19 protein-coding genes are annotated in these 19,643 nt (G+C 54.5%); 10 read left to right on the top strand and 9 right to left on the bottom strand.

Features of this window, described 5'->3' with window-relative positions; genetic code table 11:
* Positions 1-145: 145 nt before the first annotated feature.
* Both ACUY4Q_RS02140 and prs read right to left on the bottom strand, forming a co-directional pair.
* Entirely contained in the window at positions 146-1,636 is a 1,491-nt protein-coding gene (locus tag ACUY4Q_RS02140) for a nicotinate phosphoribosyltransferase (protein WP_458045505.1), read from the bottom strand.
* Positions 1,637-1,649: 13 nt separating this feature from the next.
* Positions 1,650-2,510 carry a ribose-phosphate diphosphokinase gene (prs, locus tag ACUY4Q_RS02135; protein ID WP_458047237.1) on the bottom strand — a complete coding sequence of 287 codons (861 nt, stop codon included), beginning with the start codon at positions 2,508-2,510 and terminating at the stop codon, positions 1,650-1,652.
* A gap of 192 nt (positions 2,511-2,702) precedes the next feature.
* On the opposite strand from prs, the gene ACUY4Q_RS02130 reads away from it, so the two are divergent.
* From ACUY4Q_RS02130 to ACUY4Q_RS02115, 4 genes are all read left to right on the top strand, one after another.
* On the top strand, positions 2,703-3,422 hold the full coding sequence (locus tag ACUY4Q_RS02130) for an NUDIX hydrolase (protein WP_458047236.1): 720 nt from the start codon (positions 2,703-2,705) through the stop codon (positions 3,420-3,422).
* A 91-nt stretch (positions 3,423-3,513) separates the two neighbouring features.
* Positions 3,514-4,530: a hydrolase gene (locus ACUY4Q_RS02125; protein WP_458045504.1), complete on the top strand. Its 1,017-nt coding sequence runs from the start codon at positions 3,514-3,516 to the stop codon at positions 4,528-4,530.
* A gap of 1 nt (position 4,531) precedes the next feature.
* On the top strand, positions 4,532-4,750 hold the full coding sequence (locus ACUY4Q_RS02120; RefSeq protein WP_458045503.1) for a YheU family protein: 219 nt from the start codon (positions 4,532-4,534) through the stop codon (positions 4,748-4,750).
* Positions 4,751-4,791: 41 nt separating this feature from the next.
* Complete coding sequence (locus ACUY4Q_RS02115) at positions 4,792-5,661, top strand: phosphoribulokinase (RefSeq protein ID WP_458045502.1); 870 nt, start codon at positions 4,792-4,794, stop codon at positions 5,659-5,661.
* Between the two features lie 69 nt (positions 5,662-5,730).
* On the opposite strand, the gene ACUY4Q_RS02110 is transcribed toward ACUY4Q_RS02115, so the two are convergent.
* A complete protein-coding gene (locus ACUY4Q_RS02110) occupies positions 5,731-6,135 on the bottom strand; it encodes an OsmC family protein (RefSeq protein WP_458045501.1) in 405 nt (134 codons plus the stop codon).
* 307 nt (positions 6,136-6,442) lie between these two features.
* Here ACUY4Q_RS02110 and crp point away from each other — a divergent pair, with 307 nt between their 5' ends.
* Together crp and ACUY4Q_RS02100 are read left to right on the top strand one after the other, a co-directional pair.
* Positions 6,443-7,075, top strand: coding sequence for a cAMP-activated global transcriptional regulator CRP (gene crp / locus ACUY4Q_RS02105; RefSeq protein WP_000242758.1), 633 nt, complete (start codon positions 6,443-6,445; stop codon positions 7,073-7,075).
* A gap of 49 nt (positions 7,076-7,124) precedes the next feature.
* Positions 7,125-9,203 carry a YccS/YhfK family putative transporter gene (locus ACUY4Q_RS02100; RefSeq protein ID WP_458045500.1) on the top strand — a complete coding sequence of 693 codons (2,079 nt, stop codon included), beginning with the start codon at positions 7,125-7,127 and terminating at the stop codon, positions 9,201-9,203.
* Here the strand turns inward: ACUY4Q_RS02100 and argD are convergent.
* The 6 genes from argD to ACUY4Q_RS02070 all read right to left on the bottom strand — a co-directional run bounded on the left by argD (position 9,200) and on the right by ACUY4Q_RS02070 (position 13,994).
* Complete coding sequence (gene argD / locus ACUY4Q_RS02095; protein ID WP_458045499.1) at positions 9,200-10,420, bottom strand: bifunctional acetylornithine/succinyldiaminopimelate transaminase; 1,221 nt, start codon at positions 10,418-10,420, stop codon at positions 9,200-9,202. The two genes, ACUY4Q_RS02100 and argD, sit on opposite strands and share 4 nt — an antisense overlap.
* Before the next feature lie 79 nt (positions 10,421-10,499).
* On the bottom strand, positions 10,500-11,072 hold the full coding sequence (pabA, locus tag ACUY4Q_RS02090; RefSeq protein WP_458045498.1) for an aminodeoxychorismate synthase component 2: 573 nt from the start codon (positions 11,070-11,072) through the stop codon (positions 10,500-10,502).
* Positions 11,073-11,102: 30 nt separating this feature from the next.
* Complete coding sequence (locus tag ACUY4Q_RS02085; protein WP_458045497.1) at positions 11,103-11,705, bottom strand: putative adenosine monophosphate-protein transferase Fic; 603 nt, start codon at positions 11,703-11,705, stop codon at positions 11,103-11,105.
* Positions 11,702-11,866, bottom strand: a complete 165-nt coding sequence (ficA, locus tag ACUY4Q_RS02080; RefSeq protein ID WP_437432819.1) for a FicA/YhfG family antitoxin — start codon at positions 11,864-11,866, stop codon at positions 11,702-11,704. Before ficA ends, ACUY4Q_RS02085 begins: the two co-directional genes overlap by 4 nt.
* A gap of 107 nt (positions 11,867-11,973) precedes the next feature.
* Complete coding sequence (ppiA, locus tag ACUY4Q_RS02075; protein ID WP_458045496.1) at positions 11,974-12,546, bottom strand: peptidylprolyl isomerase A; 573 nt, start codon at positions 12,544-12,546, stop codon at positions 11,974-11,976.
* A gap of 152 nt (positions 12,547-12,698) precedes the next feature.
* The gene (locus ACUY4Q_RS02070) at positions 12,699-13,994 is read right to left on the bottom strand and encodes a cytosine deaminase (protein WP_458045495.1); all 1,296 of its coding nucleotides are present in this window, start codon (positions 13,992-13,994) and stop codon (positions 12,699-12,701) included.
* Positions 13,995-14,236: 242 nt separating this feature from the next.
* Here ACUY4Q_RS02070 and nirB point away from each other — a divergent pair, with 242 nt between their 5' ends.
* The 4 genes from nirB (at position 14,237) to cysG (ending at position 19,556) form a co-directional block, all read left to right on the top strand.
* The gene (nirB, locus tag ACUY4Q_RS02065; protein ID WP_458045494.1) at positions 14,237-16,780 is read left to right on the top strand and encodes a nitrite reductase large subunit NirB; all 2,544 of its coding nucleotides are present in this window, start codon (positions 14,237-14,239) and stop codon (positions 16,778-16,780) included.
* Positions 16,777-17,103 carry a nitrite reductase small subunit NirD gene (nirD, locus tag ACUY4Q_RS02060; protein WP_458045493.1) on the top strand — a complete coding sequence of 109 codons (327 nt, stop codon included), beginning with the start codon at positions 16,777-16,779 and terminating at the stop codon, positions 17,101-17,103. The genes nirB and nirD overlap by 4 nt, the downstream gene beginning before the upstream one ends.
* 200 nt (positions 17,104-17,303) lie before the next feature.
* Complete coding sequence (gene nirC / locus ACUY4Q_RS02055) at positions 17,304-18,113, top strand: nitrite transporter NirC (RefSeq protein WP_458045492.1); 810 nt, start codon at positions 17,304-17,306, stop codon at positions 18,111-18,113.
* A gap of 78 nt (positions 18,114-18,191) precedes the next feature.
* Positions 18,192-19,556 (top strand): siroheme synthase CysG, encoded by a 1,365-nt coding sequence (gene cysG, locus ACUY4Q_RS02050; RefSeq protein ID WP_458045491.1) that lies wholly within the window; start codon positions 18,192-18,194, stop codon positions 19,554-19,556.
* The last annotated feature ends 87 nt before the right edge of the window (positions 19,557-19,643 follow it).

Raw genomic sequence — 19,643 nt, 5'->3', positions numbered from 1 at the left:
AGCCATCAATTAAGCGTAGAGAAGAATCATTAGCCTGAGAGTAATAATCAAAAATGACATTTTGTGACGCGGATCATTTTAAGGGGCAAAAAGAGGTTGTACGAAGGGGGCACGATGCGCCCCCAGAAAGAAGTAGAACGGTAAACTAGCGCTGCGTCGCCAGGCGCTGGCGAATCTCTTCGAAATGGTCTGCGTTAAACAGTTTGCCGTCGAGGAAGCGGGTTTTCAGCTCTCCTGTTTTTTCCTGCTCCCAGGTCTGCTCATCGTGTAACGCCAGCTCGCCCTGCGCATCCCTCTCGACCCGCAGCAGACCGCGTGCTGAACGTTTCAGCCCACTGTCGGTTTTCGGCTCTTTGAAAATCATACGACCTTCACCGTTAACCGCGCCCCAGGTTGCCTTCATGGCAAAACCGAAGGTGTCGCGGGTGTTGTACTGATAGGTAAATGAACCGACACCGAAGACCACGTTTGAACTGGCGAAACCTTTTGCTTCCAGGCGACGCAGGATTTCATCTGCCCGAGCCAGGGTAATGGAATCGCCATAAATCAGGCCAACATGTGGGTCGAGAACCTTGTAGCCCTTTTCATTCACGGTGCCGCCGAAGATCTCCCACAACACTTCCACTGAGCCTTTCTCCTCAGGGGTGCGCGTGTCGCGGGTGTCATCGTCCGCACCGGTGCCGCAAAGGATCTCAACCGGGTCACCGCTGTCCGGGCGGAACACCACGCGCCCTTCACGACCGAGGATTATCTGTTTCAGTTCGCGGGTGTATTCCGTGATCACCCGCCAGTAATCCCAGGTATCCGAGACGATGGAGACGAACCCCTGCGGGTAGAGATCGGCAATCAGGCGGCGGAAGGTTTCGATTTCATGCTCTTTCTCGCCCATACACATCACGCTGTGTTCGGTCGCCGGGATGCTCGCGCCGATAAAATAGTCCTCACCGCCGGTATAGTAATCGCGGGCATACATCAGCGAAGGAATGCTGTCGGTGCCTTTAAAGCTCAATAAGTGCCCGGCACCCGCCTGCATGGTGTCCTGCAGCCCTGCCATGCCACGGAAGGAAAAATCATGGCACTGAAAATCAAGGTGCGACATATCGCTACAGGTTTTTGTCGCCCACAGTTCGCAGACCTTACGATAGTGGTGCGCAATGGTGGCGTTGGTCGAAGCCTTCCACAATTCCGCAGAGAGCACGGTTTCGAGGTAATTCACCAGCCAGAAAAACTCAGCACGGGTATTGGTGATGGTCAGCACCGGCACTTTCATCGGCACCGTGGTGCCTTCATCAAGCGATTTAACGTGCAGCGGTAAATAGCCCAGGCGATGCAGCGCGCGGATGTGATCCACCGGCACGGCATCTTTGCCCAGATAGCTGTCCATTACCGCTTTGTACTCCTCGGCCACATCGTCTTCCGGGCGAGCAAAAAATGCCTCGTTGAACAAATCGACCATGAACCATTGCAAAAATCCCTGCAGACCAAAGAAGACCAGTTTGCCATCCGCGACAGGCGAGGAGAAAAAGCGGTCACTGCGCGGCGTAAAGTTGGAATAGACCTGCGTGGTGCCCTCGGGATACTGCGCACGGTGGGAAACTTTGTAACCGTCGATAGCCAAAATTGGATTCATTTTCATGGGGTTATCTCCCTCAGGCGTTAAAAATGGTATTAATATCGATAAGCTCAACACGCGGTTCACTTAGCGTGGGAGAGGCAATAGAGGTGGTGGTGTAAATGGCGTCAATGCCATTATTGAGCAGGTTTTCCACCCCTTTGGAAAACACGCCATGGGTGACGTACAGGCTGACGCTACGTGCACCGGCGTCACGTAACACCTGAGCAGAACCGATAAAGGTGCCGCCTGCATCACAAAGGTCATCGACAATCAGCAGGTCTTTGCCCGCCACATCGCCAGAGACCAGCGCAAAACCGGTCAGGTTGCCGCTTGCCACGTCACGCTCTTTGGTCAGGATGGCGTATTCACGCGCACCGCTGGCCTTCGCCACGTTATGAATTTTCTTTAACGCGCCGGCATCGGGCGCCACCAGCATCAGTTCGCCGCTGCCGATGGCATGGCGCAGGGTTTCACTTTGCATCAGACAGGTCTCCTGAGGGACAACCACGCTGTTGTTAATGGCGGCCGCTGCCGCATCGCTGTGTGGATCCAGCAGAAAAACCTTGTTGAAGTTGAGCAGATTCAGATGGTTAGCAAAAACCTTGAGCGCAAAGCTGTCGCCATTGACCATGTGCCTGTCCTGACGCGCCCAGGGCAGCCAGGCCAGTTCAAGATGACTTGTCGTGATGTCGGAAACATGACGCACGGCATCAACCAGCTGTGCCAGCAGCATAAAATCGTTCATGTCTCGCATAGCGGCGATGCGAATACGCATGACCTGCGCAAAACGCGGCAATTCGCTGCTAACTTTCAACCATACCGCTCCGTCAGGGAAGACGCCGTGTACGATATCAACGCGTTGATTATCCATTGTAAGCTCTATTCTGCTGGTCATCATTCACCTCGTCGCTAGTTAATGTCCGTAAGACACATATAATATTGTCTATAAGACACTAATGGGCAACTTATTTTTTGCTGAATTTACGGAATTTAGTACAAATCATTGATAAAACTAACTTTAAAAGTTAGCTTGCCCCACTTTCGCGGGCTGGTAAACTTGTCACGTGTTTAATCAGGCGAGCAAGTGATGATCAGCGAAGCAGAATATCTGGATTCTTACGATGCCAGCCAGTTCCCTTCCCCCCTGGTAACCGTAGACAGCGTGCTGTTTACCCTCCATGAACAGGCGCTTCGCGTTTTACTGGTCGAGCGCGCCAGTCAGCCGCAGCAAGGGCGCTGGGGTTTGCCGGGTGGGTTTATCGATATGGAACATGATGAATCGACACGGGCGACGGCGCTGCGTAAGCTGACGGAGAAAACCGGGGTTTGCCCTTCCTGGCTGGAACAGCTGGATACCTTTTCTGGCGCAACGCGCGACCCGCGTGGCTGGAGTCTGACCATTGCCTGGTATGCACTTATTTCGTGGGTCGCCTGCGCACCGCACATCGCGAGCGTCAGCGATGCCAGGTGGGTGCCTGTCACGCAACTTGATGACATCGCGCTGGCGTTCGATCATCGGGATATCATTCAGACCGCTCTGGCGCGCTTACGGCAGAAAACCATGTACTCTTTACTGCCTGTTTATTGTCTGCCTGATACCTTTACCCAGACGCAACTGCAGGAGGCAACGGAGATTATTCTCGGCCATCCTATCCAGCGAAAAAGTCTGATTCGCCGCTTTGAGGCGTCAGGCATGTTTGAAGAGACAGGCGAGAGCGTGGCAACCGGGGCGCGAAAAGCGCGCTTGTGGCGACGTAAGCCGGATGCCGACATCCATCTCTTTTCCCGTAATTTACTGGCGGATTAGCCTTTATACGCATGTAGCCCATGAAATGAACAAACCTAAAGGCTGCGTGTCGATATAGTCTTCCCCCCACACTTTATTGATTTACCGTACTATGGCTGACATTACACCCTCACGACTTTCGGAAATTGAAGAGAATACGCAGGATTTCCGCCCCATGCGCGGTGGGCGTAATCCTCATTTCCAGACCATGCTGCCGCGTGTCATACGCCGCAAGCTGGGTTTTACGCCAACATGGCAACGCCTCGAATTGCCGGATGGTGATTTTGTTGATCTTGCCTGGAGCGAAGATCCCCAGCAGGCGAAGCACAAACCCCGGCTGGTGGTTTTCCATGGGCTGGAGGGCAGCCTGCACAGCCCCTACGCGCATGGATTGATCGAAGCGGCAAAAGCGCGCGGCTGGCTCGGCGTGGTGATGCATTTTCGCGGCTGCAGCGGTGAACCTAATCGCCTGAACCGCATTTATCATTCTGGCGAAACCGAAGACGGCACCTGGTTTCTACACTGGCTGAAGCGCGAGTTCGGCGAGGCCCGCACCGCCGCCGTTGGTTACTCACTGGGCGGCAATATGCTTGCCTGTCTGCTGGCAAAAGAGGGTAACAGCGTGCCGCTGGATGCCGCCGTGATTGTCTCCGCCCCCTTTGTGCTGGAAGCTTGCAGCGCGCATATCGAAAAAGGCTTTTCCCGGATTTATCAGCACTACTTGCTGAATTTGCTGAAAGGCAACGCCTCAAGAAAACTGAAAGCGTACCCAGGCACGTTACCGATCGACCTGTTGCAGCTAAAACGCGTGCGCCGTCTGCGTGAATTCGACGATTTGATCACCGCACGCATTCATGGCTTTACCGATGCCATCGACTACTATCGTCAGTGCAGCGCGATGCCGTTATTGAATAAAATTGCCTGTCCAACGCTGATTATTCATGCGAAAGACGATCCTTTCATGGACCATCACGTTATTCCCGACTCTGCGACGCTCCCCGCATGCGTAGAGTACCAACTGACTGAACATGGCGGGCACGTTGGCTTTGTGGGTGGGACGCTCCTGCGCCCGCAAATGTGGCTTGAGAAACGTATCCCCGACTGGCTGACAACCTGGCTGGAAGACTAAGATGATTATTCCCTGGCAAGACCTGGATCCTGAGACGCTGGACAACCTTATTGAAAGCTTTGTCTTGCGCGAAGGCACTGATTATGGTGAACATGAGCGCGCATTTGCACAAAAAGTCGCTGATGTTAAACGCCAACTCAAAAGCGGCGAAGCCGTACTGGTATGGTCTGAATTACACGAAAGCGTCAACATTATGCCGCGTGCTCAATTTCATGATTAACAACGCGTAAAGCGAAAACATCGCAAACGTCTGGAGTCGCTATGTCTGCTAAACATCCGGTTATTGCTGTAACAGGCTCCAGCGGTGCGGGAACCACCACCACCAGCCTTGCCTTTCGTAAAATTTTCGCCCAATTGAATTTGCACGCCGCTGAAGTGGAAGGCGACAGCTTTCACCGGTATACACGCCCTGAAATGGACATGGCTATCCGCAAGGCGCGCGATTCAGGTCGCCACATCAGCTACTTTGGCCCGGAGGCTAACGACTTCAGCCTGCTGGAGCAGACGTTTGTCGATTATGGCCATACCGGCACCGGCCAGGCGAGAAAATATCTTCATACCTACGACGAAGCGGTGCCATGGAATCAGGTGCCAGGAACCTTTACCCCCTGGCAACCGCTGCCGGAACCGACGGATGTGCTGTTTTACGAAGGCCTGCACGGCGGGGTGGTGACGCCGCAGCATGATGTGGCGCGCCATGTGGACCTGCTGGTCGGCGTGGTACCGATTGTGAATCTGGAGTGGATGCAGAAGCTGGTTCGCGACACCGGCGAACGCGGTCATTCCCGTGAAGCGGTGATGGACTCCGTGGTACGTTCAATGGAGGATTACATCAACTTCATTACGCCGCAGTTTTCCCGCACGCACATCAACTTTCAGCGCGTTCCCACCGTGGATACATCGAACCCCTTTGCCGCCAAAGTCATTCCATCGCTGGATGAAAGCTTTGTCGTCATTCATTTCCGTAATCTTGAAGGGATTGATTACCCCTGGCTACTGGCAATGCTGCAGGGTTCTTTTATTTCTCACATGAATACAATCGTGGTGCCGGGAGGCAAAATGGGGCTGGCGATGGAGCTCATCATGACACCGCTGGTTGAACGGTTGATGGAAGGCAAGAAGATTGAGTGATATCAGTCCCCTCTCCCCGTGGGAGAGGGTCAGGGTGAGGGCATCAGACCGCACAATGCCCTAAACCCGTCAGCCTTCGATCACTTCAAACGAATGCGTGATATTCGCCGCTTTCTCCAGCATCAACGCGACTGAGCAATACTTCTCGGCAGAGAGATCCACCGCACGGGATACGGCCGCCTCCTTCAGTGCCTTACCCGTCACGATAAAGTGCAGATTGATGTGGGTGAACAGGCGCGGCGCCTCTTCCCGGCGCTCAGAAGTGAGCTTTACTTCGCAATCCGTCACGTCATGACGGCCTTTCTGCAATATAGAGACAACATCAATCGCGCTGCACCCGCCTGCGGCCATCAGCACCATTTCCATCGGGCTTGGCGCTTTATCGCCCGAATTACCGTCCATCAGAATCTGGTGCCCGGAGGCAGATTCACCAAGGAACGTTAAACCTTCGACCCATTTCACACGAGCATGCATTTTATTCACTCCGGCAATGTCACTTTCTCTACAGATTACGCGCACATAAGAAAACTCGCAATGGAAGGCGACCTGCGTCAAGCTGAAGCGAGACACCAGGAGACAGGCGGCAAAACCTATGCTAAAACAGTCTGAATGCTACAGTGATACATTGATGTAATGCATGTACGCAGAGGACATCACATCTTAGAGCCCGCAGACATGTCTGACGGCGCACTTCCCAGGTATCGGGAAGACAGATTGCAACCCCAGTCACAGGGCGCAGATCCTGAGACTGGAGCCAGCTTATAACAGAGGATAACCGCGCATGGTGCTTGGCAAACCGCAAACAGACCCGACTCTCGAATGGTTCTTGTCTCATTGCCATATTCATAAGTACCCGTCGAAGAGCACGCTGATTCACCAGGGTGAAAAAGCGGAAACGTTGTACTACATCGTAAAAGGCTCAGTGGCTGTGCTCATCAAGGATGAAGAAGGGAAAGAGATGATCCTCTCTTACCTTAACCAGGGCGATTTTATTGGTGAACTGGGTCTGTTCGAAGAAGGTCAGGAGCGCAGTGCCTGGGTACGCGCCAAGACCGCTTGTGAAGTGGCCGAAATTTCCTACAAAAAATTCCGTCAGTTGATCCAGGTAAACCCGGATATTCTGATGCGCTTGTCCTCGCAGATGGCACGCCGCCTGCAGGTCACCTCGGAAAAAGTCGGCAACCTCGCCTTCCTCGATGTGACAGGCCGTATTGCTCAGACGTTACTGAATCTGGCGAAACAACCCGACGCAATGACCCACCCGGACGGTATGCAAATTAAAATAACCCGTCAGGAAATTGGTCAGATCGTGGGCTGTTCTCGTGAAACCGTTGGCCGCATCCTGAAGATGCTGGAAGATCAGAACCTGATCTCCGCTCACGGTAAAACTATTGTCGTGTACGGAACACGTTAATCTCTGAGCGGCGCATTGCTTCTGGCAGTGCGCCGTTTTTGTTTGCCTCATGTGGCGCAGGCTGATTTACCACCCCGAAATCAACTATGCACTGCGACAAACGCTGGTGTTATGCCTGCCTGTGACCGTTGGCCTGATTGCCGGTCGACTGGATTTAGGTCTGCTCTTCTCGTTAGTTCCCGCTTGTTGCAACATAGCTGGTCTCGACACACTGCATAAACGCTTCTTCAAGCGCGTGATCATTGGCGGTTCGCTCTTTGCTGGCAGCAGCCTCGCGGTGCAATTCCTGCTTTTCGAAAACGTTCCTCTGCCGCTCATTCTTACCCTGCTGGCGCTGACGCTGGGCGTCACGGCGGAAATCAGTGCGCTGCACGGCAGGTTGCTTCCCGCCTCGCTGATTGCCGCCATCTTCACGCTGAGTCTTGCGGGAAATATGCCGGTCTGGGAGCCGCTGCTGATCTACAGTCTTGGCACGCTATGGTATGGCGCCTTCAACGCCTTTTGGTTCTGGCTGTGGCGAGAGCAGCCGCTGCGCGAGTCATTAAGCCTGCTGTATCGTCAGCTCGCTGATTATTGCGAGGCCAAATACAGCCTGCTGACTCAGCATGCGGACCCGGAAAAAGCCCTCCCCCCACTGCTGGCACGTCAGCAAAAAGCAGTGGACATGATTAGCCAGTGTTACCAGCAACTGCATATGCTGGCGGCTAATCAGAACAGTGATTACAAAAGATTAAGGCGGGTTTTTCAGGTGGCGCTGGACCTACAGGAGCATATCTCCGTCAGCCTGCATCAGCCGCAGGAGGTGCAGGAACTGGTAGAGCGTAGCCATGCCGAAGAGGTCATTCGCTGGAACGCGCAAACCGTGGCGGCGCGGCTCCGGGTCATTGCGGATGACATCCTCTATCATCGCTATCCACAGCGCTTCAATATGGACAAGCAGATCAGCGCGCTGGAGAAAATCGCCCGTCAGCATCCGGACAACCCGGTAGGCCAGTTCTGCGCCTGGCACTTCAGCCAGATTGCCCGCGTGCTGCGCACCCAACGTCCGCTCTATATTCGCGATCTTATGGCCGAAAAGCAGCGACGATTGCCGCTGATTCCGGCACTCAAAAGCTATCTCTCGTTTAAATCCGCTGCGTTAAGAAACGCCGCGCGGGTAAGCGTCATGCTGAGTATTGCCAGCCTGATGGGCAGCGCGCTACATCTGCCGAAACCCTACTGGATAATGATGACGGTGATGTTTGTCACCCAGAACGGCTACGGAGCAACGCGGGTACGCATTCTGCACCGGGCGGCGGGGACCATGGCGGGGCTTATTATCGCCGGCGCCACGCTGCACTACCACGTGCCGGAAGGCTACACGCTGGCCACTATGCTGATTGTCACGCTGGTCAGTTACCTTATCATTCGCAAAAGCTACGGTTGGGCCATGGTGGGCTTTACCCTGACGGCGGTATATACGCTCCAGCTGCTGACGCTGAATGGCGATCAATTCATCGTGGCCCGGCTTATCGACACGCTGATCGGCTGCCTGATTGCCTTCGGCGGCGTCGTCTGGCTCTGGCCGCAGTGGCAAAGTGGTCTATTGCGCCGTAATGCTCATGATGCGCTGGAAACCTATCAGGATGCCATCCAACTTATTCTCAGCAACGACCCGCAGGCCACTCCGCTCGCATACCAGCGCATGCGTGTGAACCAGGCACACAATGCGCTATTCAACTCGCTTAATCAGGCGATGCAGGAGCCCGGCTTCGATACACGCTATCTGTCAGACATGAAATTGTGGGTTACCCACAGTCAGTTTATCGTTGAGCACATTAACGCAATGACCACGCTGGCCCGCGAGCACACTATGCTCACCCCGGATTTGGCGCAACGCTATTTACAGTCTTGTGAAATTGCCCTGCAACGCTGTCAGCAGCGGCTGGAGTATGACGGGCCGGGAGAGTCGGGGGATGTGAATATCCTGGAGGCGCCGGAGACAATGACCCACGGCCCAATGAGCACCCTGGAACAGCATCTGCAACGTATTCTGGGGCATCTGAGCACCATGCACACCATTTCATCGGTGGCATGGCGTCAGCGCCCGCATCACGGCATCTGGTTAACGCGGCGGCTACGACGTTAGCCGTTCACCACCTGCGCCACCGCCCCGGCAAAGCGGCGCATTCCTTCTTCGATATCGCTCTCTTCAACGATAAGCGCAGGCGCAAAACGCATCACGTCTGGCCCTGCATTCAAAACCATCACGCCTGCATCGGCTGCCGCCAGCAGGAAATCACGTGCACGACCCTTGAATTGCGGTGTCAGCTCAGCGCCAATCAGCAGGCCCATGCCGCGAATATCGCTGAAAATCCCGTACTGCTCGTTGATCTTCTGCAGATGCTTCACAAAAAGCTCGCGCTTCTCATTCACCCCGTTTAACACCTCGGGCGTGTTGATGATGTCGAACGCGGTACCGGCTACAGCGCAGGCCAGCGGGTTGCCACCATAGGTGGAACCGTGGGAGCCCGGATGGAAGGCGCTGGCAATCTCCTGCGTCGTCAGCATGGCGCTGACGGGGAAACCACCGCCAAGGGCTTTTGCGCTGGTGAGAATATCGGGCGTCACACCAAAATGCATGTACGCAAACAGCTCGCCGCTGCGGCCCATGCCGCACTGCACCTCATCAAAGACTAACAGCGCATTGTGTTCGTCACATAAGTCGCGCAGGCCCTGTAGGAATTCAGGCGTAGCCGCAGTAACGCCACCTTCCCCCTGGATAGGTTCCACAACGACGGCACAGGTATGGTCGTCCATCACCGCTTTGACCGCATGAAGATCGTTAAACGGCACGTGGATGATATCAGCAGGTTTCGGACCAAAGCCATCCGAGTACTTGGGTTGCCCGCCTACGGTGACCGTAAACAGTGAGCGGCCATGGAACGCATTGTGGAAAGCGATGATCTTCGTTTTATGCGGGCTGTGGCGGGTGGAAGCATAATAACGGGCCAGCTTGAACGCCGTTTCGTTGGCTTCGGTGCCGGAGTTCATAAACACCACCCGCTCAGCAAAGGTGGCGTCAACCAGCTTACGCGCCAGACGTAGTGCCGGTTCGTTGGTGAACACGTTGCTGATATGCCACAAGGTTTCACCCTGGGCTTTTAACGTTTCGACCAGGGCAGGATGACAGTGCCCCAGCGCCGTCACCGCGATACCGCCCGCAAAATCGACGTACTCTTTACCCTGCTGATCCCAGACGCGGCTGCCCTTGCCCTTCACCGGAATAAATTCCGCAGGCGCGAAGATAGGTAAAATTACGTCGTCAAACGTTGCACGCGTGATTGCGTCTTGCTGAGTTGCCATGTGACCCCACCCTTGTTAAATAAGAAGCAGAAGTGAAAATATAATCACGAAATATGCATAAAAAATCACTCAATGGCAACTAAAAATCGGCGCGATGAAGAAAGTTATTCAGTAAGTCATGCCCCTGCTCACTGAGAATACTTTCTGGATGAAACTGCACCCCTTCCAGATCCCACTGGCGATGGCGAATGCCCATAATCTCCTGCGTTTCGCTGAAGGCGGTCACCTCAAAACAGTCAGGAAGCGAAGGCGGATCGATGAGCAAAGAGTGGTAGCGCGTGACCGTGAGCGGATTGTTCAGCCCCTGAAAAACCCCCCCTCCGGTATGCGTAATCGGTGACGTTTTTCCGTGCATAACCTGTTTCGCACGAACGATGCGCGCGCCAAAGGCCTGGGCGATGGCCTGGTGGCCCAGACAGACGCCCAGAATGGGTAATACCCCCGCGTAGTGGCGAATAACCGCAAGTGAAATACCGGATTCATCCGGGGTGCAGGGGCCAGGGGAAATCACTATTTTTGCGGGGGCGAGGACGGCAATGTCCGCCAGCGTTATCTCATCGTTACGTCTGACTTCGACCCGCGCGCCCAGCTCGCAAAAATATTGATACAGGTTCCAGGTAAAAGAGTCGTAATTGTCGATAAGCAGAATCATGGCGGCCTCGTGAAAATGTGCCGCCCTATTCTACTCAGTTTCGCTGGCTTCGCTTACCACTTTGCCAAAGATTGTCTCAAGCGCAGCCAGCTCGCCCATGGCACCCGCCTGATTCGCTTCAGCCCAGGTTTGCGGATCAATATCCCGCCAGTCAAGCTGGTAGCCTGCATGCAGCGCCAGCTGTTCGAAGAAAATCCGCTGCGTAATACCATTACCTATGCGGAAGGGGTGCAGCACATTGATTTCGCAGTAGTAATGCGCAAGACGCTTAACAAACTCCGCCTTGTCCAGATTCTGCAGCCAGTCTTCGCTTTCGAGGCTGCGCATCAGCGCATTGCCCTCTTTTTCGATGTATTCGAAATGGCAGAAACGGGTGTCGCCCTGGTAAATATCAACTTCGCGAATTTCTCCGGCCCACTCAAAGACATCCTGATAGATGTGGCGATGGATCGCGCATAAATGCGGCAAACCACGCGCCTGTGGCCCCAGCTCCAGCGTGGCAGCACGCAGTGCGGTCAGCTCCCACGCCGCCTTCTCAAGACGCTGCGCCTGGCGAATTCCCAGCAAATTACGCATTACGTTAATGCCAGCGTAAAGATACGGGTCGCGGTCATCACCTACTTTATCGCTCATTGCGCCCCCTTAATCTCTGCCAGTCGGGTTTCAATTTCTTCGGCCGTTAGCGTGACCAGTGGACTGTCCACCCCTTCAAGGCGTCGGCTGGCCTGAAAATTGACGTTGCGTTGCTGCTCCCAGAGTCGGGACTTTTGTCGGTCGGTGAGTTTTTTGGTCATTGCGCCTCCCTGATATCTCGCTCATTTGCCACAAGTATAAGCAGCATTTTCGCGTTACGCAGGGAGGAAGCAGCAACACGGGTCAGCGTAACCCGTGCTGAGAAGGATTAAGGCAGGACTTTCGCAGAGAGGATAACCACCGGTTTTGACGGCACATTCTGGTACGGGCCAACGTCATGGGTCGGAACCTGTGAGATTTTATCGGCGACATCCATGCCTTTCACAACCTTACCGAATACCGCATAGCCGAAATCACGCTGACCGTGGTCGAGGAAGGCGTTATCTGCCACGTTGAGGAAGAACTGGCTGGTCGCGCTGTCTTTATCGGCGGTGCGCGCCATCGAAATCGTGCCGCGGGTATTACGCAGGCCGTTGTCCGCTTCGTTTTTAATTGGCGCGTTAGGCTGCTTCTGCTGCATTTGCTCGTTGAAACCGCCGCCCTGCACCATAAAGCCCGGGATCACACGGTGGAACGTGGTGTTGTTATAAAACCCGCTATTCACATAATCGACAAAGTTTTTCACCGAAATGGGGGCTTTCTGTTTATCCAGCTCCAGTTCGATGTTGCCAGCGGAGGTGGTGAGCAGAACATGAGGATCGCCTTTTGCCGCGAGTGCGGACGTGGAGATCACAGAGAGGGCACATACAGCCGCAAAAGCCGCCAGAGTCGATTTAACCATGAGGTTTCCTTAACGAAATGCAGGTAAGAAAGCGAGTGGCTTGATTCTAAAGAGCAGTCCGCCAGCAGGCCAGCCTTTTACTTAATTTTACGCAATTGAAACACATGTACACTGAACTGACCACGCACCGCGTGGCCATTCTGCTAGCCCCTTCACTTTACAGGGCGACTAAACAGCACTTCTTCACCACCGCTGTCCATTTGCACCCAACTTTGCGGCAGTTGCGTAGTGGCAATAATCCGGCCCTGACGGATTGACCAGCGTACCGGTGACTGGCAGCGCACGGCATCAAAACCACAGCTCACCGGCAGAATGATCATGTTGGCCGGGTTTCCCGTCGCGATACCGTAATCCTTGAGGCCAAAAGTGCGCGCGCTGTTATGGGTAATAAGTTTCAGGCCATCCTCAATTTGCTGATAACCCATCAGCTGGCAGACATGCAGACCCATATGGAGTACCTGCAGCATATTGCCCGTACCGAGCGGGTACCAGGGATCGAACACGTCATCATGACCAAAGCAGACATTGATCTCTGCCGCCAGCAGCTCTTTGACACGGGTGATACCGCGCCGCTTCGGATAGTCATCAAAACGCCCCTGCAGATGAATATTGACCAGCGGATTAGCAACGAAGTTAATTCCCGAGAGTTTAAGCAGGCGGAACAGGCGTGAGGTGTAAGCGCCATTATAGGAGTGCATCGCCGTGGTATGACTGGCTGTGACGCGCTCCCCCAGCTCCATTTTCAGCGCCAGCGCGGCGACGGTCTCGACAAAGCGAGACTGTTCATCATCGATCTCATCGCAGTGGATATCTAACGGACGATCGTATTTTTTGGCCAATTCAAAAGCGATGTGTAACGATTCAACACCGTATTCACGCGTGAATTCAAAATGCGGAATCGCCCCTACCACATCGGCCCCCAGCGTTAACGCTTCTTCCAGCAGTTCAGCACCTTTGGGGTAGGAGAGAATCCCCTCTTGTGGGAAGGCGACAATTTGCAGATCCACCCAGGGCGCGACCTCCTGCTTCACCTCCAGCATGGCTTTCAGCGCCGTCAGGTTCGGGTCCGAGACGTCCACATGGGTACGTACATATTGAATACCATTCGCCATTTGCCACTTCAGCGTCTGCCAGGCCCGCTGTTTGACATCATCGTGGCTGAGCATGGCTTTTCGTTCAGCCCAACGCTCAATTCCCTCAAAAAGGGTGCCCGACTGGTTCCAGTTCGGCTCACCGGCTGTCTGAGTGGTATCAAGGTGAATATGCGGTTCAATAAAAGGCGGTAGCGCAAGCCCACCACGCGCGTTTAACACTTCATAACTTTCGTTCTGTACCTCGCCCATCTGGGTGATTTCACCGAAGCGGCCTTTCTCAATCGCAATCTGCCATAACCCTTCCTGACCGGGCAAATGGACGTTTTGAACCAACCAAAGTGGTGCTGCTGACATACCTCTACCCCCTGGGGTGAATACTGAAACATTGTTTCAGGCAATTGCCTTAAATCCGCGCTCTTTTTTGTACACAATTTCCCCAATTGTGAAAAGCCTGACAGATCCGTCACTTATAAAATTCATGGAAAATCAAACATCTACCTATTAAGTGGTAGGTGAAGGTGTAATTGATGTACATCAATAACTACCCCTGCTGAATCGTTAAGGTAGGCAGTAATAGAAAAGAAATCGAGGCAAAAATGAGCAAACTCAAACTCGCTATAATCGGTAACGGCATGGTCGGCCACCGTTTTGTTGAGGATCTTCTCGACAAAGCCGACGCCAGTCAGTTCGACATTACCGTTTTTTGTGAAGAACCCCGTAAAGCCTACGATCGCGTTCACCTGTCTTCCTATTTTTCGCATCACACTGCCGAAGAACTGTCGCTGGTACGTGAAGGGTTCTACGAAAAGCATGGCGTCAACGTTCTGGTTGGCGAGCGTGCTATCACTATCAACCGTCAGGAGAAAGTGATCCACTCCAGCGCCGGTCGTACTGTCTATTACGACAAGTTGATCATGGCGACCGGTTCTTATCCCTGGATCCCGCCAATCAAAGGCTCCGAAACCCAGGACTGCTTTGTTTACCGTACTATTGAAGATTTGAATGCCATCGAAGCCTGTGCCCGCCGTAGCAAACGTGGGGCGGTGGTCGGTGGCGGCTTACTCGGCCTGGAAGCGGCCGGTGCACTGAAAAACTTAGGCGTCGAAACACACGTTATCGAATTCGCCCCGATGCTGATGGCTGAACAGCTCGATCAGATGGGCGGCGAACAGCTTAAACGCAAGATCGAAAGCATGGGCGTGCGCGTGCACACCAGCAAAAATACCAAAGAGATCGTTCAGGAAGGAACCGCTGCCCGCAAAACGATGCGCTTTGCTGACGGCACCGATCTTGAAGTCGATTTCATCGTCTTCTCTACCGGTATTCGCCCACGTGACAAACTGGCAACCCAGTGTGGGCTTGACGTGGCTCAGCGTGGCGGTATCAAAATTAACGATACCTGTCAGACCTCCGACCCGGATATCTACGCGATTGGCGAGTGCGCCAGCTGGGATAACCACGTGTATGGCCTGGTTGCCCCTGGCTACAAAATGGCTCAGGTTGCCGTCGACCATATCCTCGGTCACGCTAACGCCTTCGCCGGTGCCGACATGAGCGCCAAGCTGAAGCTGCTGGGTGTGGACGTCGGCGGCATTGGCGATGCACATGGTCGCACACCGGGTGCACGCAGCTACGTTTACCTCGACGAGAGCAAAGAAGTCTATAAACGTCTTATCGTCAGCCCGGACAATAAAACGCTGCTTGGTGCCGTGCTGGTGGGCGATACCAGTGATTTTGGCAACCTGCTGCAGCTGGTGTTGAACGCCATTGAACTGCCGGAAAACCCGGACGCGCTGATCCTGCCGTCCCATGCAGGCAGCGGTAAGCCTTCAATTGGTGTCGATAAACTGCCGGACAGCGCGCAAATCTGTTCTTGCTTCGATGTCACCAAAGGCATGCTGGTCGCCGCCATCAACAAAGGCTGCCATACCGTTGCGGCGCTGAAAGCGGAAACCAAAGCCGGTACCGGCTGCGGCGGTTGTATCCCGCTGGTCACTCAGGTACTGAATGCAGAACTGGCGAAACAGGGTATCGAAGTCACCAACAATCTGTGTGAACACTTCGCTTACTCCCGTCAGGAGCTGTATCACCTGATTCGCGTGGAAGGCATTAAGTCTTTCGATGAATTACTGGAGAAATACGGTAAAGGGTACGGTTGTGAAGTTTGTAAACCGACCGTGGGTTCGCTGCTGGCCTCCTGCTGGAACGACTATATCCTGAAACCGCAGCACACCCCGTTGCAGGATACGAACGATAACTTCCTGGCGAACATCCAGAAAGACGGGACTTACTCTGTCATCCCTCGCTCTGCCGGTGGTGAAATCACTCCGGAAGGATTGATGGAAGTGGGCCGTATCGCCCGCGAATTTAACCTCTACACCAAAATTACCGGTTCCCAGCGTATCGGTCTGTTTGGTGCGCAGAAAGATGACCTGCCGGAAATCTGGCGTCAGTTGATCGAAGCAGGCTTTGAAACAGGCCACGCGTATGCCAAAGCGCTGCGTATGGCGAAAACCTGCGTGGGCAGCACCTGGTGCCGCTACGGCGTTGGCGACAGCGTGGGCTTTGGCGTCGAGCTGGAAAACCGCTACAAAGGCATCCGTACCCCGCACAAAATGAAGTTTGGTGTCTCCGGCTGTACCCGTGAATGTGCGGAAGCGCAGGGCAAAGACGTCGGCATCATCGCGACGGAAAAAGGCTGGAACCTGTACGTATGCGGTAACGGTGGGATGAAACCGCGTCATGCCGATCTGCTGGCGGCGGATATCGACCGTGAAACCCTGCTCAAATACCTCGACCGCTTCATGATGTTCTACATTCGCACCGCGGACAAACTAACCCGTACCGCGCCGTGGCTGGATAACCTGGAAGGCGGCATTGACTATCTGAAGAGCGTCATCATCGACAACAAACTGGGTCTTAATGACCAGCTTGAAGCCGAAATGGCCCGTCTGCGCGACGCCGTGATTTGTGAATGGACGGAGACCGTCAACAATCCGCAGGCGCAGGTTCGCTTCAAACACTTTATCAACAGCGACAAACGCGACCCGGCGGTACAGGTAGTGCCAGAGCGTGAACAACATCGCCCGGCCACCCCGTATGAACGTATTCCGGTTATGTTAGTGGAGGAAACCGTATGAGCCAGTGGAACACGGTCTGCAAAATCGACGATATCGTCCCGGCAACAGGGGTCTGCGCCCTGCTGAATGACAAACAAGTGGCCATCTTCCGCCCGCGCCATGACGAGCAGGTGTATGCCATCAGTAACATTGACCCGTTCTTCCAGGCAAGCGTGCTATCTCGCGGCCTGATTGGCGAGCACAATGGCGAGTTGTGGGTCGCCAGTCCATTGAAAAAACAGCATTTCCGTTTACGTGACGGATTGTGCATGGAAGACGAAACGCGTTCTGTGGCCCATTTTGACGCCCGTGTAAAAGACGGTGTGGTGCAGCTTAAAGCGTAATTTTCAGCGGGGGTGCAATGCCCCCGTATTAAAATGTTCTCCCGTTCGGGAGCTTTTCCACTTTTTACACGAAATCATTTGTGCTGCATCGCGGCGGCAACTGAACGAATCCCCAGGAGCATAGCTAACTCTATGACTTGGGTGAATGAAGGCAGCCAACAAAGAGGCAGCGCGAAGGATAAAGTGTAAGGGATAATCAAATGTTTACAGACACGATTAATAAATGTGCGGCTAACGCTGCGCGCATTGCACGCCTCTCGGCCAATAACCCCCTCTCCTTCTGGATAAGCTCTGCCATGGCAGGCGCTTATGTTGGCTTAGGGATAATTTTAATATTTACCCTCGGCAATCTGCTTGACCCCGCCGTGCGTCCACTGGTGATGGGAGCAACCTTCGGCATCGCGTTAACGCTGGTGATTATCGCCGGCTCCGAACTCTTTACCGGCCATACCATGTTCCTGACCCTGGGCGTTAAAGCAGGCACCATCAGCCAGGGGCAAATGTGGACCATCCTGCCGCAAACCTGGCTGGGTAATCTGTTAGGTTCTTTTCTGGTGGCCCTGCTGTACAACTGGGGCGGCGGTAGCCTGTTGCCACTTGATACCAGCCTTGTCCACACCGCTGCGCTGGCAAAAACCAGTGCGCCCGCAGGCGTGCTGTTCTTCAAAGGGGCACTGTGTAACTGGTTAGTGTGTCTTGCGATCTGGATGGCCATTCGTACTGAAGGAGCGGCCAAATTCCTCGCTATCTGGTGGTGTCTGCTGGCGTTTATCGCTTCCGGCTACGAGCACTCCGTTGCCAATATGACCCTGTTCGCCCTCTCCTGGTTTGGTCATCACAGCGACGCCTACACCCTGTCCGGTATTGGTCACAACCTGTTGTGGGTCACCCTCGGGAATACTTTCTCCGGCGCCGTGTTTATGGGCCTGGGTTACTGGTATGCTACGCCAAAAGCCGAACGCCCGTCCGTAGAGAAGACAGCGAAGAGCCAACCAATTACAACCAACTAATAAAGACACGAATAACGGGAGCCGCAGGTAGCCAATGCCTCTGCGGCTCGCAGAATGACGTGTATTTGAGGTGATGTCGTGGACCACTTACCCATTTTTTGTCAATTACGCGAACGCGACTGCCTGCTGGTCGGCGGTGGCGATGTCGCAGAACGTAAAGCCCGACTTTTGATGGACGCTGGTGCACGACTCACCGTGAACTCGCTCGCCTTTGTTCCCCAGTTTCATGTCTGGGCGAGCGAAGGAATGTTAACGCTGGTGGAAGGTCATTTTAACGAAAGCCTCCTCGATCCTTGCTGGCTGGTGATTGCCGCGACCGATGATGAAGCGGTTAACCAGCAGGTCAGCGATGCAGCCGAAGCCCGCCGCATTTTCTGTAACGTGGTAGACGCGCCTAAACAGGCGAGTTTCATCATGCCCTCGATTATCGACCGCTCGCCGCTGATGGTAGCCGTCTCCTCAGGCGGCACTTCGCCGGTACTGGCCCGTCTGCTGCGTGAAAAGCTCGAATCGATTCTGCCGCAGCATCTTGGGCACGTCGCCCGCTATGCCGGTAAACTGCGCCGCCGGGTGAAAGACCACTTTGCCAGCGTCGCTGAACGCCGTCGTTTCTGGGAAAAGCTGTTTGTAAATGACAGGCTTGCGCAGTCACTGGCGAACCAGGACAGCGCGGCGGTTGAAGGAATCACCGAGCAGTTGCTGGCCGAACCGCTGGATCATCGCGGTGAAGTCGTGCTGGTGGGGGCAGGCCCTGGCGATCCGGGTCTGCTGACGCTGAAGGGGCTACAGCAGATTCAACAGGCCGATGTGGTGGTCTATGACCGCCTGGTCTCCGATGAAATTATGAATCTGGTGCGCCGTGATGCCGACCGTGTTTTCGTCGGTAAACGCGCCGGATATCACTGCGTCCCGCAGGAAGAGATCAACCAGATTCTGCTGCGCGAAGCGCAACAGGGCAGACGCGTGGTGCGCCTCAAAGGCGGCGACCCGTTTATCTTTGGCCGCGGTGGTGAAGAGTTAGAAACCCTGTGCCATGCCGGGATACCCTTCTCGGTAGTACCGGGCATCACTGCGGCATCCGGTTGCTCCGCCTACTCTGGCATTCCGCTGACGCATCGCGATTATGCGCAAAGCATTCGCCTGGTCACGGGGCACCTTAAGACCGGCGGCGAGCTGGACTGGGCCAACCTGGCCGCAGAGAAGCAGACCCTGGTGTTTTACATGGGGCTGAACCAGGCCGCCACCATCCAGCAGAAGCTGATTGAACATGGCATGCAGGCCGATATGCCGGTGGCGCTGGTGGAAAACGGCACCTCCGTGAAGCAGCGTGTCGTCAGCGGCGTGTTAACGCAGCTCGGCGAACTGGCGCAGCAGGTAGACAGCCCGGCACTGATTATCGTTGGCCGCGTGGTGGGTCTGCGCGATAAGTTGAAGTGGTTTTAGCCCTCCTCCAAAAAAGGATCGCATCAGCGGTCCTTTTTTCTGCATAAAATCATCTAGTTAAAAAAATCTCGTTTATTCCGCCCTCCA

The sequence above is a fragment of the Phytobacter cepae genome (assembly GCF_054165735.1).
The sequence above is the reverse complement of the archived record's forward strand: the minus strand, read 5'-3'. Positions and strand labels throughout refer to the sequence as shown.

Excerpts from the sequence above, each read along its gene's own strand:
- ACUY4Q_RS02070 (WP_458045495.1), bottom strand. The coding sequence starts at position 13,994 with ATGTCAGCAGCACCACTTTGGTTGGTTCAAAACGTCCATTTGCCCGGT.
- ACUY4Q_RS02085 (WP_458045497.1), bottom strand. The coding sequence starts at position 11,705 with ATGAGCGATAAAGTAGGTGATGACCGCGACCCGTATCTTTACGCTGGC.
- nirC (WP_458045492.1), top strand. The coding sequence starts at position 17,304 with ATGTTTACAGACACGATTAATAAATGTGCGGCTAACGCTGCGCGCATT.
- ACUY4Q_RS02125 (WP_458045504.1), top strand. The coding sequence starts at position 3,514 with ATGGCTGACATTACACCCTCACGACTTTCGGAAATTGAAGAGAATACG.
- ACUY4Q_RS02115 (WP_458045502.1), top strand. The coding sequence starts at position 4,792 with ATGTCTGCTAAACATCCGGTTATTGCTGTAACAGGCTCCAGCGGTGCG.
- prs (WP_458047237.1), bottom strand. The coding sequence starts at position 2,510 with ATGACCAGCAGAATAGAGCTTACAATGGATAATCAACGCGTTGATATC.
- nirD (WP_458045493.1), top strand. The coding sequence starts at position 16,777 with ATGAGCCAGTGGAACACGGTCTGCAAAATCGACGATATCGTCCCGGCA.
- ACUY4Q_RS02110 (WP_458045501.1), bottom strand. The coding sequence starts at position 6,135 with ATGCATGCTCGTGTGAAATGGGTCGAAGGTTTAACGTTCCTTGGTGAA.
- argD (WP_458045499.1), bottom strand. The coding sequence starts at position 10,420 with ATGGCAACTCAGCAAGACGCAATCACGCGTGCAACGTTTGACGACGTA.
- ficA (WP_437432819.1), bottom strand. The coding sequence starts at position 11,866 with ATGACCAAAAAACTCACCGACCGACAAAAGTCCCGACTCTGGGAGCAG.
- ACUY4Q_RS02140 (WP_458045505.1), bottom strand. The coding sequence starts at position 1,636 with ATGAAAATGAATCCAATTTTGGCTATCGACGGTTACAAAGTTTCCCAC.
- ACUY4Q_RS02130 (WP_458047236.1), top strand. The coding sequence starts at position 2,703 with ATGATCAGCGAAGCAGAATATCTGGATTCTTACGATGCCAGCCAGTTC.
- ppiA (WP_458045496.1), bottom strand. The coding sequence starts at position 12,546 with ATGGTTAAATCGACTCTGGCGGCTTTTGCGGCTGTATGTGCCCTCTCT.
- pabA (WP_458045498.1), bottom strand. The coding sequence starts at position 11,072 with ATGATTCTGCTTATCGACAATTACGACTCTTTTACCTGGAACCTGTAT.
- ACUY4Q_RS02100 (WP_458045500.1), top strand. The coding sequence starts at position 7,125 with ATGTGGCGCAGGCTGATTTACCACCCCGAAATCAACTATGCACTGCGA.
- ACUY4Q_RS02120 (WP_458045503.1), top strand. The coding sequence starts at position 4,532 with ATGATTATTCCCTGGCAAGACCTGGATCCTGAGACGCTGGACAACCTT.
- nirB (WP_458045494.1), top strand. The coding sequence starts at position 14,237 with ATGAGCAAACTCAAACTCGCTATAATCGGTAACGGCATGGTCGGCCAC.
- crp (WP_000242758.1), top strand. The coding sequence starts at position 6,443 with ATGGTGCTTGGCAAACCGCAAACAGACCCGACTCTCGAATGGTTCTTG.